The sequence below is a fragment of the Nannocystis pusilla genome (assembly GCF_026626665.1).
Taxonomy (GTDB): domain Bacteria; phylum Myxococcota_A; class Polyangia; order Nannocystales; family Nannocystaceae; genus Nannocystis; species Nannocystis pusilla.
On the sequence record NZ_JAPNKE010000002.1, the window covers coordinates 5,825,965 to 5,839,900 of the forward strand.

Genomic DNA, 13,936 nt, shown 5'->3' on the forward strand with positions numbered 1-13,936 from the left:
GCCCCGCCTCCCGGCGCCCCGCGCCCCCGCTCCGCACCCTCTTCGCGGCGCCTCCCAGGTCCCTGCGTCCGCTCCTCCCGCTCCCTCCTCGCCGCGCCCCGTGACGCCCCACCTCCGCGCTCCTCTCTCCCCTCGCCGCGCCTCCCGGCCCCCGCGTCCCCCCCGCCGCGCCTCTCCGCTTGCCTCATTCCGCCTGTCCGTTCAGCCCTGTCCTCTGCGACCTGTCCCAAGTGACCTGTCCTTTCTCTCCTCCTGCGATGACGAGCCTGCAGTGACCTTCCGAAGCGACGAGCCGCGCGAAGCGGCGATGACGACCAGCGTGGCCCGACCGTCGCCGTCGCGGCCGCTGCGTCGCGTGATGCTGCGGGTCACCGACGGCCCCGACCGCGACGCCCAGGTGCAGACCGCGCGGCCGCGGCTGACGATCGGCCGCAGCGCGGTCAACGACCTCGTGCTCACCGACAGCTCGATCAGCGGCCTCCACGCCGAGCTGCAGCTCGGGTCCGGCGGCCCGCACGGCGCGGTGCTGCTGCGCGACCTCGGCAGCACCAACGGCACGCACGTCGGGGGCGTGCGGATCCGCGAGGCCTGGATCGAGCCGGGCGCGACGATCCACGTCGGCAAGACCGCGATCGCCTTCCTCGCCGAGGACGAGGTCCAGGTCCCGATCTCGCGCCAGACCCACTTCGGCGCGCTGCTCGGCCAGAGCCCCGGCATGCGCGAGCTGTTCGCCGTGCTCGAGCGGATCGCCGACACCGACATGAGCGTGCTGGTCGGCGGCGAGACCGGCTCGGGCAAGGAGCTGGTCGCGCGCGCGCTGCACGACGAGTCGCCGCGCCACAAGGGCCCGTTCGTGGTCCTCGACTGCAGCGCCCTGCCGCGCGAGCTGGCCGAGGCCGCGATCCTCGGCCACCGCAAGGGCGCCTTCACCAGCGCGCTCGAGAGCCGCGCCGGCGCCTTCGAGGAGGCCCACGGCGGCACCCTCTTCCTCGACGAGATCGGCGAGCTGCCGCTCGAGCTGCAGCCCAAGCTGCTGCGCGTGCTCGACCGCCGCGAGGTCCAGCGGATCGGCGAGACCCAGGTGCGCAAGGTCGACGTCCGCGTGGTCGCGGCGACCCACCGCGACCTCAAGACGATGGTCGGCCAGGGCCTGTTCCGCGAGGACCTGTACTTCCGCCTGTCCGTCATGACCGTCGAGCTGCCGCCGCTGCGCGAGCGCGGCGACGACGTCCTGCTGCTGGCCGAGAAGTTCGTCAGCGACTTCACCCGCCCGCGCGGCGGCGGCGTCGTCCTCAGCCCGGCCGCGCGCCGGGCCCTCGTCGCCCACCCCTGGCCCGGCAACGTCCGCGAGCTCAAGAACACCATCGAGCGCGCGGTCCACTTCGCCAGCGCCGGCGTCATCGAGCCGGGCGACCTGTTCCTCGGCCGCCCCGGCCGCCCCGTCCCCGCGCCCGCGCCCGCCGAGACCCCGCCGCCCGAACCCGGCGACGAGACCCTGTTCGCCCAGCCGTTCAAGGAGGCCAAGCAGGCCATGCTCGACGCCTTCGAGCGCCGCTACTTCGCCCGCCTGCTCGAGCAACACGACGGCAACCTCAGCCGCGCCGCCGCGGCCGCCGGCATCACCCGCTACTACCTGCGCGAGCTGCTCAAGCGCCTCGGCCTCCACCGCGTGAAGGACGACGAGCCATGACCGAAGAGACCCGTCTCGAAGGCCAGCACACCGGGGCCGCCGCGTCCACCTGCCCCGAAGGACAGGCCGCCACGCCCGGCCCCGAACAGCCCGTCCTGGCCTCCGCACCGACCTGTCCCGAAGGACACGCCGCGGGTCCCGCCGCAGCCGCTCGCCCCGCCCCACACGCCGCGCTCACGAGCCCGACGCTCGCCCACCTCACCCGCTCCGCGGCGGCCTCTCGGCTGTCCTGCGCGCCATGTCCCCGGAAACCTGTCCCAGCGGACACTCGCGCCCGGCGATCCCCGCCGTCCTGCGCACCGCCGCCCTGATCTGCTGGGCCGCCCTCGCCGGCGCCTGCGGCGATCGCAGCGGCGACCCGGTGCGCGCCGCCCAGGCGTTCACCGCCGCGGTCCAGCGCGGCGACATGAACGCCGTCTACCCGCTGCTCGAGCGGGCCGCCACCGAGCGCCTCACCGCGGCCGCGGCCCAGGCCTCCGACCAGGTCGGCGGTCGCCGGCGCATCGAGCCGGCCGAGATGCTGCAGATCGTCGACGTCGACCCCAACTTCGAGCTCGCCAGCGCCGAGCTGGTCGGCGACGGCGACCCCTCCGAGGCCAAGGACGGCGAGCTCGCCCAGGTGCGCCTGCTCGGCAGTCAGCAAGAGAGCCACACGCTCACCCTCGTGCGCGAGGAAGGCGCCTGGCGCGTGCGGATCCCCTTGCCCCCTCTTACCCCTACGGCCACTACCCCATGAACTCGACCGAACCCCGCCCCACCGGACGGCCGGCCCTCGTCGGCTGGCTGCTGCCGTTCCTCTGCGTCAGCGCGGCGCTCATCGCCCACTGGTCGCTCAGCGTCCCGCCCGGCCCGCTGCCGCCGCCGGTCGCCAAGGATCCGCCGCCGAAGCCGAGCCCGGCCGCTGCCGCCGGCGGCGACGAGGACGACGACAAGGACAAGGACGGCTTCGAACCGTTCACCGCGCCGCGCGCCGCCAACCTGCTCGTGCAGCTGCACGAGGCCTACGACGGCGTCGCGTTCAAGGCCGAGCCGACCTTCGAGGCGTGGAGCGTGGCCCACCGCCCACTCATCACCCAGATCATCACTGCCACCCGCCTGCAGACCTTCAAGGGCCTGGTGCCGTCGCCGTCGGTCTCGACGTCGAACGTCGAGTGCCACACCGTCCGCTGCCGCTTCACCCTGTCGAGCAGCAAGCAGGAGGACCTGCAGCTGCTCCTCGACGCTTTGGCCGGCCTGCAGTTCGAGGGCGCCCCGCTGTGGCACACGTGGAAGCCCGACGAGATCGCCGAGGAGCCGGCCAAGCGCGCCAACGCCAAGCCACGCATGCGCACGCAGGTGCAGGTGTCGTTCGCCCGCGACCTGCCCAAGGTCGACCAGATCAACCTGCAGTCGGGCGCGCCGCTCAAGCCGGCGACGATCACCCCGGTCAAGGTCCCGGGCCCGAGCACCGGCGCCCCGACCAAATCGCCGTCGACCGCGACCCCTCCGTCCCCGGCGGCCCCACCACCGGCCCGCGCCCGTCCACGGCGCAGCCGAGCAGCACCGCGCAGCCGAGCAGCACCGCGAGCCCGAGCACCGTCCCCGGCAGCACGCCCGCCGCCAAGGCGCCCGCGCACACGCCCTGAGCCGCCGCGGACCGCGACCCATCACGCGTCCCGAGCGCGAAGTCGCGTCGCCGCCCCGAGCCGGGAGCGGCGCGAGACCGCGACCGACGTCGAGCAACTCGCGGCCGCCCGCATCTCGTCCGGCCGCGCCCCCATCCTCGTCGATCCCCAGCGCCGCTCCTGCGACCTGCTCCGCGCGGCCGCCCGCAACCTCGCCCCGCCGCGCCCCCATCCTCGCCGAGCCCCAGCGCCGCTCCTGCGACCTGCTCCCCGCGGCCGCCCGCATCTCGCCCCGCCGCGCCCCCATCCTCGCCGAGCCCCAGCGCCGCTCCTGCGACCTGCTCCCCGCCCGCAACCTCGCCCCGCCGCGCCCCATCCCTCGCCGAGCCCCACCGCCGCTCCTGCGACCCGAGGCAGCCCGCAACCTCGCCTCGCCGAGCTCCACCGCCGCTCCTGCGACCTGCTCCCCGCGGCCGCCCGCAACCTCGCCCCGCCGCGCCCCGTCCCTCGCCGAGCCTCCTTCCCGCGGCCGCCGCAACCTCGTCCCGCCGCGCGCCCGGCCCGCAAGCCGCTGCCCGCGGCTGCTACGCTGCCTCGCGTGCGACGCTCCTGGCTCGGCCTCCTCCTGTGCTTCGGCAGCCTGTCCGCGTGCGGCGGCTCGGGCGACGACCTCGGCGGCATGCTGTCGGTCGACAGCGAAGAATACGGCGCCTGGACCATGTCCCCGACGACCTGCGTCTCCGGCGAGCACCGCCAGTTCTTCGGCGTCGACCTGACCGAGCGCGGCGACGTCGGCAGCGGCGTGCGGATCGTCGACGACCCGGTCGACGGCTATTCGCTGGCGATGAACATCCCCGACCACGACCTCGCGCTCCTCGTCACCGCCGCCAGCGAGTGCGAGGTGTTCGACGTCCATCTCGAGCGCGGCAACGTCCGCGTCAACAACATCTGGGCCGTCCAGGGCCACGCGATCCTCGAGTGCCGCGCCGCCGGGCTCGAGATCGTCGTCGACCTGCAGTTCTCCGGCTGCACTTGAGGACATGCCTGAACAGGCATGTCCTCAATGACATGACCGATCGGCCATGCCCTTCGAGCCAGGCTCTCAGAAGGCCAAGCGCAGCCCGAGCCCGCCGCCGCGCGGGAGCACGAGCGGACCGACGGCCGGCCGGCCGCGCGTGGCCCCGCCTCGCGCACCGGCGATCGAAGGCTCGCTCACCGACACGCCCGCACGAGCGTCGCTCGCGACTCGGAGCTCCGCGCCGCTTCGACTGTGACCGTCGGCTCGGAGGCAGACGTGCTTCGCCCTCCGGCTCGCTGCCGGCGACCGGTGCTCCGCGCTCCTCGCCGCTCGCGACGAGGCCGGAGGCGACTGGCGTCGCGCTCCGGCCGGTCGCTGGCTCGCGGCGTCTAGCCGCTGAGCTTCTTCTTCAGCTCTTCGAGCTGGGCGTCGATCTCGGCGGCCTTCAGGTCGTCGGAGCTGAGCTCTTCCGCGGGGGCGGGGCCGACTTGGCGTCGGCGCGGCCGGAGCCGAGCTGGCGCGGGTCTTCGGACTTGCCGGCGGTGAGGGCCATCTTGCGCTTGAGGGCCTCGAGTTGGTCGTCGACGTTGCCGGCCTCGAGGGCCTTGAACTGCGACTCGAGGCTGCCTTCCTCGAGCACGCCGCCGATCTCCGACGTCGCCTCGGCCTCGGCCTCGAGCTGGGTGACGCGCTCGGACATGCGGCCGAAGGTGTCGAAGGCCGACGTCGAGTTGATGCTCGACAGCGTCTCGTTGATGGTGCGCTGGGCCTCGGCCCGCTTCTGGCGCGAGACCAGCAGGTTGCGCTTGCGCTTGGCCTCCTCGATCTTGGCGTCGAGGCCGCGGAGGGCGACCTTGAGCTGCTCGACCGAGTTCTTCTGCGCCTCCCACTGGTCCTTGAGCTGGGACGCGACCTCGTCGTGGTCGCCCTTGCGCTGCAGCGCGGCGCGGGCGAGGTTCTCGTCGCCGGCCTTGAGGGCCAGCATCGCCTTCTTCTCCCACTCGGCCGCCTTGGCGGCCTCCTGCTCCCACTGCTTCTTGATGCGCTTCTCATCGGCGATGGCGATCGCCACCTGCTTCTTGGCCTCGATGAGCTGCTGCTTCATGTCGACCAACACCTGATTGAGCATCTTCTCCGGGTCTTCGGCCCGGTTGATGAGCTCGTTGATGTTGGAGCGGATGAGGGTGCCGAGGCGTGAAAAAGTCCCATCTCAGTTGCCCTCCTGGATGTCGCTGTGATTCGGCGCCGGGCGCCACGGGGTGAGCTGTTCCAAGTGACCGTCGAGCGCCATCGCCATGTCCTCGACCATGGCCTGGAACTCGCTGAAATCGAGGTCGGCGAGCTGATGCGCGCCCGTCAGCAAGATCTGGTCGCCGTCGAGGGCGTAGGCGCAGTGCAGCGTGGTGTCGTTGAACTCGAGCAGGCGGCGGAACAGGCCCAGATGGTCGGGCGTCCGCTCGGTGACCGCGAAGATCGGCGACGAGTAGAGCACGATCGGCTCGTCGATGCGGACCACGATGCGGATGCCCGAGTGACTCTCCGGCCCGACCACCCATGTGTCGTCGGAGACCTTCTCGTGGGGCAGCTCCATCCGGAGCATGTACGATTCCAGCGTTTCTGCGTGACTCATGGAGGGTTCGGTGGGCGCGGGTGCCGGGGGCGGCGGCAGCGGCCGAGGCGGTCGCATCGGGCCAGTGAGACAAGTCTGTGGCACGACTGCGGCGCCTGAGCCCGGCAGCACGCCCGAGGTCAGCCACTATACGCGACGGTCCGTGGGGGCGGCAACCCAAACTCCGTCAGGCGCGCCGCTTTGGCCGCTTTGCCCCCCTTTGCCGCCTTTGCCACCTTTGCAGGCGCGCGGGGCCGTGGTATCCGGGGGGCCCGCACAAGCGACGAACACCCCTGTCGGGGCCGCGCCAGTTTTACGGTCGCGGGGGCCTGAAACACCCCGGGCCGGGCCCCACGGAGCGCCTCCTACTCATGACATACCCTGCTCGGCGTCCTCACCGGCCTCGCTCTTTCGCCCCCTGCTGCCGCCGAGGGCTCGGTCGATGAGCGCGCGCGGAGCGGGCGCGGGCGAGGGCCGCCGGCTGCCGCGGCACGTCGGCATCATCATGGACGGCAACGGCCGCTGGGCGCAGCAGAAGGGCCTGCCGCGCGAGGTCGGCCACGAGCACGGCGCCGACGCCGTCCGCCGGGTCGTCCGCGCCGCCCGCGAGCTCGGCGTCGAGGCGCTGACGCTGTTCGCCTTCTCGAGCCAGAACTGGGATCGGCCGCCGCAGGAGGTCTTCCACCTCATGCAGCTGCTCAACCGCTACCTGCTCGAAGAGCGGGCCGAGATCCTCGACAACAACATTCGGCTGATCACCGTCGGCGACACCGAGCGCCTGCCGAGCTACGTCCGCGACCCGATGCGCGAGCTCATCTCCGCCTCGGCGAACAACGAGAAGATGACGCTGTGCCTCGCGCTCAGCTACGGCGGGCGCGAGATGATCACCGAGGCGGCGCGCCGCATCGCCCGCGCGGTCCAGGCCGGCAGCCTGCGGCCCGACGAGATCGACCCCAAGACGTTCTCCTCGTACCTCGACTCGAGCCGCCACCTGCCGCCGCTCGACCTCCTGATCCGCACCAGCGGCGAGCACCGGATCTCCAACTTCTTCCTGTGGGAGGTCGCCTACGCCGAGCTGTTCTTCACCGAGGTGCTGTGGCCCGACTTCGCGCGCGAGCACCTGATGGAGGCGCTCGACGACTTCAGTCGCCGCGAGCGCCGCTTCGGGCAGCTCCCCGGCGAGTCCGACGCCGACGCGCTCGACGAGCCGCCGGCCGTCGGGATCTTCCCCGCGCAACGAGGCAAGGGCTGACGTGGCCGATCTGATCAAGCGCTTGTGGACGGCGATCGTCCTCGTCCCGATCCTGTTGGTCGCCCTGTTCGTCGACCCCACGCCGTGGAGCATCCTCGCCCTGGCGGTGCTGTTCGGCGGCTTCGCGCTCGACGAGTACCTGCGCATGGCCCTGCCGCAGCGCTCGCTGTCGGGCCCGGCCGCGACCTCGGGGCCCGAGTACGGCCTGCGCGCCTTCATGGGGGTCATCGGCGCGGCCATCGTCGCGCTGCCGATGGTGTTCGGCGCCGGCCGGGTGCTGCCGCCGCTGCTGATGTTCTCGGTGATCGCCGTCGCGCTGGTGCTGCTGTCGCGCAAGCACGCGCTCGAGCAGGCCGGCCGGCACATGTCGGTGTGCCTGGCGGCGCTGCTCTACGTGCCGCTGCTCGCCTCGTTGTGGCCGCAGATCAAGCACCACTTCGGCCCCGGCTGGCTGTTCGTGACCCTGGGGATCGCGTTTCTGTCCGACACCGGCGCGTACGCGTTCGGCCGGCTGTGGGGCAAGCACAAGCTCTACCCGGCGGTCAGCCCCGGCAAGACCTGGGAGGGCTCGCTCGGCGGCCTCGTCGGCGCCAACGTGGCCACGCTCGGCTTCGGCTCGGCCTTCCTGCTGCCCGAGCTCGCGGTCGGCCACGCGATCGTCCTCGGCGTCCTCGGCTCGCTCGCGGGCCAGGTCGGCGACCTGTTCGAGTCGATGCTGAAGCGCAGCCACGGCGTCAAGGACTCCGGCAACCTGCTGCCCGGCCACGGCGGCATGCTCGACCGCGTCGACGCCTTGCTGTTCGTCGGCCCGGTCGTCTACTACTTCGCCGCCAACGTGGTGTTCGCCGGCGGCATGCCGAGCTGATGAACGAAGGGCATGCCCGCTCGGGCATGCCCCTTGGCACCTGCACCGAGGGCCATGTCCGCACGGACATGGCCCTTCGCGCTACTGGCAGCGCGGCGCGGTGAACTTGCCCTCGAGGTTCGGCTTGGTGTCGAAGAACGGGAAGTCGACGTGGCACAGGCGGCCGACGACCTCCTTGTCGTCGATCGAGATCAGCTCGAAGGTGGCGCCGAAGCTGCCGCCGCCGAACGGGCACACGTCGGGCGCGTCCTCCTGGCCGGCCTCCATGGCGATGCCGGTGACGTCGGGCCCGAGCAGGTGGTAGAGGCCGGGCGTCTGGTAGGCCACCGGGATCCGGATCGACACCTCCCAGTTGTTGCCGCACTCGATGCCGGCGTTCGGGTCGGCGCAGGTGGCCACCTGGTTCGACAGGCGCACGTGCAGGGTGTTCGGGTCGGACGGCTCGCCGCCGCTGGTGCCGGACGACTCGCCGGTCGGATCGGGATCGGGGGGCACCTGCGCGTCGGTGTAGGCCAGCGCGGCGGCGTCGATCTCGATCGCCTCGCCCTCGCACGGGGTCGGCTCGGGCGGCGGCGGCCCGTCGGTGGTGACGTCCGAGGCCGAGGTCGAGGTCGCGGTCGCGGTCGGGTCGTAGCCGCTGGTGCTGGTGCTGGTGCCCGGGTCGGTGTCGCTGCCGGCGCTGGTCGTCCCGGACGCGCTCGTGGTGGCAGTGACAGTGCCGGCGGAGGTGGTCGCCGGGTCGCCGCCGCTGGTCCCGCCGGTCGAGCTCACGCCGTCGGTGCCGTCGGAGGTCCCGTCGGTGCTGGTGCTGCTGTCGATGTTGGCGGTGTCGGAGTCGTTGGGCTTCGAGTCGCACGCGAGCGCGAGCAAGGCGACGAGGCTGAGGCAGGGGAAGCTGTAAGAACGCATGCCGGGGGGTAGCACGCGCCGGCGCGGCGCGCACCGGGTGGACCTCGCCTCGTCGATGTGCGCGCAGCCTCTGACAGCGACGTCGCAGGCGGCCCGGGGCGCGCGTGTCAGCGGTGATTCCTCGTTCGAGCCGCGCGCAGGCCCGCGGCACGCGAGCGCGCGCGAGGGCGCGGCGCGGCATGACCCCGATGTCAGGGTCCGAGATCGATCTGCAGCGTGCCGCCCTGCGCGATGTCGCCGTGCAGCAGGCGCGGCCGCGCGAGCAGCTCGCCTTGCCAGCTCGCCGCAGCGCTGTTCACCGCCTCGTCGGACGTCACCGGCGCGACGATCCGCAGGTCGCCGCCGGCGAGGTGCAGGATCGTCTCGCTGAAGATCGGGCTGCCGAGCAGGTACACGTCGGTGCCGGCGATCGGGAACACGCCGATCGCCGCGAACGCCAGCCAGGCGCTCATCGTCCCGCCGTCGTCGTTGCCGGGCAGGCCCGACGGGGTGGCGCCGTAGCGGTTGCGCAGCACCCATCGCGACCAGCGCGCGCTGCGGGCGTGATCGTCGAGCGCGCTGAACACGAACGGCGCGTGGATGTCGGGCTCGTTGCCCTGCCAGTAGTACTCCTGCGGCATGAGGCTGATGACCTCTTGCTCGGAGTCCTCGAAGAACTGCTGCAGCCGCGACAGCGCGGCCTCGCGGCCGCCCATCGCCTCGGCCAGGCCGTCGATGTCGTGCGGGGCGTACCAGGTGTACTGCAGCGCGTTGCCCTCGGCGTAGAAGTCCTGCCACCCGAACGGGTCGGGGACGGGGACGAACGCGCCGCTCTCGGAGCGCGCGACCAGGAACTGCTGCGCCGGGTCCCACACGTTCTTCCAGTAGCCGGCCCGCTCGGCGAACATCGCCGCGTCGTCGGCCTCGCCGAGCGCCTCGGCGATCTTCGCCAGGGCGAAGTCGTTGTAGGCCGACTCGAGCGTCCACGACGCCGAGCTGAAGCCGGCCTCGACCGGGACGTAGCCGAGCTCGATGTACTTGTCGACCGCCATGCGCCCGCCGTACGGCGAGCCGGGCGGCACCGGGGCCATCGCCGTCTCGCGCATCGCCGCGTAGGCCGAGGCCAGGCCGATGTCGTCGGGGTCGAAGCCCTTGACGATGCTGTCGGCGTACACGACCGTCGCGCTCTCGCCGTCCATGCCGTTGGTGTAGCCGTGGCCGAGCGGCCAGCGCGGCATCCATCCGCCGTCCTCGGCCATCCGCGTCAGCGAGCGCAGCATGTCGCCCTGGTACTCCGGGTAGAGCAGCGTGAGCAGCGGGTGCAGCGTGCGGAACGTGTCCCACAGCGAGAAATCGGTGTAGTACGGCGCGTCGGTGGTGTGGACCGCGTCGTCGAGCCCGCGGTAGCTGCCGTCGACGTCGCTCGCCAGCGTCGGCATCAGCAGCACGTGGTAGAGCGCGGTGTAGAACAGCTCGAAGTCGCGGTCGCTCTCGCCTCGCACCTGCACGCGCGCGAGGTCCTGCTCCCACGCGGCCTCGGCGGCCATCTGCGCCGCTTCGAAATCGAGCGCGGGCGCCTCGGCGTCGAGGTTCATGGCCGCGTGCGCGGCGTCGACGAACGACAGGCCGATGGCGATGACGACCGGCTCGCCGGGGTCGAAGCGCAGGTAGGCGCCGACCGCCTCGCCCTCCTGCGCGGCGGCGCCAGCCGTCGGCGCGCCGTCGTTCCAGCTGCCGAACTCGGCGAACGGCCGCGAGGCCCGCAGCGCGTAGTAGACCTTGACCCCGCCGAAGCGCTCCGAGTAACCGCCCGACACGTGGTGGTGGCCGCGGACCTCGGCCGCCTCGGCGTCGACCTCGAGCTGGCCGCTGACCGTGTCGACGTCGGGCAGGCCGTGCGCGAGGTCGAGGATGACCACCGGGTCCTGTCCTTCGGGGAAGGTGAAGCGCTGCAGGCCGACCCGCGCAGTCGCGGTCAGCTCGGCCTGCACGCCGCTCCCGAGCGTGACCGCGTAGTAGCCGGGGCGGGCCGTCTCGCTCGCCTTGTCGAGCGCGACCCGGTACCCGGCCGGATCGGTCTTGTCCGGGCTCATGCCGAGCGTGGGCATCACCCGCACCGCGCCGTAGTCGACGATGCCGGTGCCGTGCATGCGCGTCTGCGAGAAGCCCTGGACCTCGGTGTCGTCGTAGTGGTAGCCGGCGCAGTGCGAGAACGGCAGCGCGAAGCCGCCGGCCAGCGTGGTGTCGGGCCCCGGCCGGGCCAGGCCGAACGGCACCTGCGGCCCCGGATACGAGCTGCCCACGCCGTAACCGGACCCGCCGGTGCCGATGAACGGGTTGACGTGCTGCACCAGCGGCTCGGGTGCGAACATGCCCGGAAGTTCAGGTTCTTCGGGACCTGTCGTCGGGGACATGCTGGTCCCCTCGCCGGTCGCGCCGGTCGTCGGCCCGGTGGTGCCGCCGGTCGTCGTCGTCGAGGCGCTGCCGGCGTCGCTGTCGGTCGCCTCCGCCGGCGGGTCGGCGCAGGCGGCGAGCAGGAGCGCGGCAGGGAGCAGGCGCAGACGCGGGAGCATGATCGCATCCTACCCCCGGCCGCGGGCGCCGCGCCGGATACGAAGGATGAGTTATGCGGGCATGCCGGCGGGGCCGGAGCCGCGGCGATCGGGGAAGCCCGGGACCGTCGTCGCCGTCACGCGAACCCCGGGGGTGCCAGCCCTCCCCGCCCGCTCGCGCAGGCGTCACAGCTTCTCGTCGTAGCTGTGCGGGTCGTGATCGAAGGTCGACCTGCAGCCGACGATCTGGGTCACCGGGACGCGCTCGCGGTCGGGGAACAGCACGTAGTCCTCGCCCGACTCGGTGACGACGTCGAGCACCTGGGCCTGGAAGCTCTCGCCGCTGCGCAGCTCGACCTGCACGGGCCGCTTGAAGTGGGCCGACTCCTCGAGCATGTCGATGAAGTCGCAACGTCCGGTCGGTTCTGTCTGCTGCATGGGGTCCTCCGAATCGCCTCAAACATGGTCGCGGCCGGCGATGCAGGCAAGCTCGACCAGGCGCGCCCGGCATTCGAGCGGCTCACGCGTACGCGCCGGGATCGGCCCGCACCCGCGCGACGAGCAGCTCGGGCAGCTCGGCGAAGTCCCCGGCGACCAGCGCCTCTTGCAGCGCGGCGATCGCCCGCGACGAGGTGAAGCACACCTCGGCGGGGATCTCCCGGTGCCACGCAGCGAAGTCCATGCCCCGCGTGGCCTCCTCCCACAGCTGCGCCAGCAGCCCGAACCCGAGCCGCACCAAGGACTCGCGCATGCCCCCGGCGATCCACGGCGGCTCCTCGGCGACCAGGGAGCCGAGCCCGCTGCGACAAGCGACACCATGCAGCAACCAGACGCGAACGAGGTCGCGCTGCGCCGGGTTCAACGCCGCGAAGTCGTCCTCCCGCTGACTGGCGAGCAGCCACGGATCGATCACGCCCGCCCACACCTCGTGAAAGCTCGCGCCCCGCAGCCACTCCGCGCCGACCATGCAGCCGAGGATGGCACGCCCGACAGCTCCCGCACAAGCCGAGGAAGGCGACGCGACCTGTCCCCAAGACCAGTCCGAAGGCAGCTCCCGCCCGCGTAAAGGAGCTCCGCTGCCGCTCGACCCGCATCAACGCCGACGGCCGCGAAAACGATCTGTCTCGAAGGACAGCACAGGGAGTCGCCCCGGAGTCCGGCTCGATGACACCGGCATCACCGCGCCCGTCCGCCAGCTCGCTCTGCTGCAGCCCGCTGGGCTCACGCCGGCAGTCCACGCACGAGCCCCGTCTCGGGGATAACCTGCCCCCAAGGACAGCTCGCGGGTCCCCGCGTCGGGCCCGACATGACCGAGCCCGTCCGCGCTCCGCAGCCGCCCGTCGCCGCACCCCAAGACCGCACGGCAGCGCTCCGCGGACGGGTCGGCGGCGGCGCGAATCACATGTCCCGAAGGACAGTCCGCGGAGACCATCGGCGTGTCATACTCGAGCCACGAACCGCATGACCGAGCCCGACCGCGATCTCGCTCCGGAGACGCCCGCCGCCGCCGCGCGGCTGGTCGCCAACCACCGCCGGTTCCTGGCGTTCCTGCAGGCGCGGGTCGGCAGCCGCGCGCTCGCCGAGGACATCTTGCAAGAAGCGTTCGTGCGCGGTCTCGGCAAGCTCGACGGCCTGCGTGACGAGGAGTCGGCGGTGGCGTGGTTCTACCGGGTGCTGCGCAACGCGGTCATCGACCACCAGCGGCGCGACGCCGCCGCCTCTCGCCGCCTGGACGCGCTGGCGGCCGAGCTGGGCGCCCGGCCCGAGCCCGACAGCGAGACCCGCGGCGCGGTGTGTCGCTGCGTCGGCGACCTGGCCGACAACCTCAAGCCGGAGTACGCCGAGGCGCTGCGGCGCATCGAGCTCGACGGGCTGGCCGTCAAGGACTACGCCGCCGAGGCCGGGATCACGGCCGGCAACGCGGCCGTGCGAGTGTTCCGCGCCCGCGAAGCGCTGCGCAATCAGGTGATGCGCTCGTGTGGCACCTGCGCCGAGCACGGCTGCCTCGACTGCACCTGCGCCGGCCCGTGCGGCCACTCCCGGCCGCCGACCTGACGCACCCGGAGTGCGCGGAATTTCAGGGCGCGAGCTTCACTGCGGCCTCCGCCGCGAACGCGGCGCCCCAGTCGTAGAGCGACTGCAGCACCGCGCTCAGCGACTCGCCGCGCTCGGTCAGCGCGTAGTGCTCGTGGCCGTCGACGGTGACGCGCCGGACCAGGCCGATCTGCTCGAGCTCGTGCAGCCGCTGCGTCAACATCTTGTCGCTCAGCCCCGAGACCTGGCGCCGCAGGTCGCCGTAGCGCAGCGGGCCTTGCTTGAGGCGCGCCAGCAGCACCGTCTTCCACTTGCCGCCCAGCACCTCGAGGGTCAGCTCGACCGGGCAGCCGAAGGTTCGCGTCAAATCGGTCACGGCCCCGCATCATGCCCGTCGCGGCGCGCGCACGCACCACCTGGTGCG

Annotated in this window: 13 protein-coding genes; 6 read left to right on the forward strand and 7 right to left on the reverse strand. The window is 72.5% G+C overall.

Going from position 1 to position 13,936, the window contains the following annotated elements:
* Positions 1-271 precede the first annotated feature (271 nt).
* From OV079_RS25805 to OV079_RS25815, 3 genes are all read left to right on the forward strand, one after another.
* Positions 272-1,690, forward strand: coding sequence for a sigma 54-interacting transcriptional regulator (locus tag OV079_RS25805; RefSeq protein ID WP_267771566.1), 1,419 nt, complete (start codon positions 272-274; stop codon positions 1,688-1,690).
* A 238-nt stretch (positions 1,691-1,928) separates the two neighbouring features.
* Positions 1,929-2,426, forward strand: coding sequence for a hypothetical protein (locus OV079_RS25810; protein ID WP_267771567.1), 498 nt, complete (start codon positions 1,929-1,931; stop codon positions 2,424-2,426).
* The gene (locus OV079_RS25815; protein ID WP_267771568.1) at positions 2,423-4,330 is read left to right on the forward strand and encodes a hypothetical protein; all 1,908 of its coding nucleotides are present in this window, start codon (positions 2,423-2,425) and stop codon (positions 4,328-4,330) included. The genes OV079_RS25810 and OV079_RS25815 overlap by 4 nt, the downstream gene beginning before the upstream one ends.
* A 427-nt stretch (positions 4,331-4,757) precedes the next feature.
* Here the strand turns inward: OV079_RS25815 and OV079_RS25820 are convergent, their stop codons facing one another.
* Positions 4,758-5,492, reverse strand: a complete 735-nt coding sequence (locus tag OV079_RS25820) for a PspA/IM30 family protein (protein ID WP_267778641.1) — start codon at positions 5,490-5,492, stop codon at positions 4,758-4,760.
* Positions 5,493-5,522: 30 nt separating this feature from the next.
* Positions 5,523-5,999 (reverse strand): YbjN domain-containing protein, encoded by a 477-nt coding sequence (locus tag OV079_RS25825; protein WP_420829425.1) that lies wholly within the window; start codon positions 5,997-5,999, stop codon positions 5,523-5,525.
* A gap of 364 nt (positions 6,000-6,363) precedes the next feature.
* On the opposite strand from OV079_RS25825, the gene uppS reads away from it, so the two are divergent.
* Positions 6,364-7,173, forward strand: a complete 810-nt coding sequence (gene uppS, locus OV079_RS25830; RefSeq protein WP_267771570.1) for a polyprenyl diphosphate synthase — start codon at positions 6,364-6,366, stop codon at positions 7,171-7,173.
* Between the two features lies 1 nt (position 7,174).
* Positions 7,175-8,038 (forward strand): phosphatidate cytidylyltransferase, encoded by an 864-nt coding sequence (locus OV079_RS25835; RefSeq protein WP_267771571.1) that lies wholly within the window; start codon positions 7,175-7,177, stop codon positions 8,036-8,038.
* Positions 8,039-8,119: 81 nt separating this feature from the next.
* Here the strand turns inward: OV079_RS25835 and OV079_RS25840 are convergent, their stop codons facing one another.
* The 4 genes from OV079_RS25840 to OV079_RS25855 form a co-directional block, all read right to left on the reverse strand.
* A complete protein-coding gene (locus tag OV079_RS25840) occupies positions 8,120-8,947 on the reverse strand; it encodes a hypothetical protein (protein WP_267771572.1) in 828 nt (275 codons plus the stop codon).
* Between the two features lie 191 nt (positions 8,948-9,138).
* Positions 9,139-11,499: a GH92 family glycosyl hydrolase gene (locus OV079_RS25845; protein ID WP_267771573.1), complete on the reverse strand. Its 2,361-nt coding sequence runs from the start codon at positions 11,497-11,499 to the stop codon at positions 9,139-9,141.
* Between the two features lie 165 nt (positions 11,500-11,664).
* Positions 11,665-11,916 (reverse strand): hypothetical protein, encoded by a 252-nt coding sequence (locus OV079_RS25850; RefSeq protein WP_267710020.1) that lies wholly within the window; start codon positions 11,914-11,916, stop codon positions 11,665-11,667.
* Between the two features lie 82 nt (positions 11,917-11,998).
* Positions 11,999-12,445 (reverse strand): hypothetical protein, encoded by a 447-nt coding sequence (locus OV079_RS25855; RefSeq protein ID WP_267771574.1) that lies wholly within the window; start codon positions 12,443-12,445, stop codon positions 11,999-12,001.
* A gap of 494 nt (positions 12,446-12,939) precedes the next feature.
* Here OV079_RS25855 and OV079_RS25860 point away from each other — a divergent pair, with 494 nt between their 5' ends.
* A complete protein-coding gene (locus OV079_RS25860; RefSeq protein ID WP_267771575.1) occupies positions 12,940-13,533 on the forward strand; it encodes a sigma-70 family RNA polymerase sigma factor in 594 nt (197 codons plus the stop codon).
* Positions 13,534-13,555: 22 nt separating this feature from the next.
* On the opposite strand, the gene OV079_RS25865 is transcribed toward OV079_RS25860, so the two are convergent.
* Positions 13,556-13,888 (reverse strand): winged helix-turn-helix transcriptional regulator, encoded by a 333-nt coding sequence (locus OV079_RS25865; protein ID WP_267771576.1) that lies wholly within the window; start codon positions 13,886-13,888, stop codon positions 13,556-13,558.
* Between the last annotated feature and the right edge of the window lie 48 nt (positions 13,889-13,936).

What these genes read in the sequence shown, in the direction of transcription:
- OV079_RS25810 (WP_267771567.1), top strand. Translation starts at nt 1,929, where the DNA reads ATGTCCCCGGAAACCTGTCCCAGCGGACACTCGCGCCCGGCGATCCCC.
- OV079_RS25860 (WP_267771575.1), top strand. Translation starts at nt 12,940, where the DNA reads ATGACCGAGCCCGACCGCGATCTCGCTCCGGAGACGCCCGCCGCCGCC.
- uppS (WP_267771570.1), top strand. Translation starts at nt 6,364, where the DNA reads ATGAGCGCGCGCGGAGCGGGCGCGGGCGAGGGCCGCCGGCTGCCGCGG.
- OV079_RS25845 (WP_267771573.1), bottom strand. Translation starts at nt 11,499, where the DNA reads ATGCTCCCGCGTCTGCGCCTGCTCCCTGCCGCGCTCCTGCTCGCCGCC.
- OV079_RS25850 (WP_267710020.1), bottom strand. Translation starts at nt 11,916, where the DNA reads ATGCAGCAGACAGAACCGACCGGACGTTGCGACTTCATCGACATGCTC.
- OV079_RS25855 (WP_267771574.1), bottom strand. Translation starts at nt 12,445, where the DNA reads ATGGTCGGCGCGGAGTGGCTGCGGGGCGCGAGCTTTCACGAGGTGTGG.
- OV079_RS25840 (WP_267771572.1), bottom strand. Translation starts at nt 8,947, where the DNA reads ATGCGTTCTTACAGCTTCCCCTGCCTCAGCCTCGTCGCCTTGCTCGCG.
- OV079_RS25815 (WP_267771568.1), top strand. Translation starts at nt 2,423, where the DNA reads ATGAACTCGACCGAACCCCGCCCCACCGGACGGCCGGCCCTCGTCGGC.
- OV079_RS25825 (WP_420829425.1), bottom strand. Translation starts at nt 5,999, where the DNA reads ATGCGACCGCCTCGGCCGCTGCCGCCGCCCCCGGCACCCGCGCCCACC.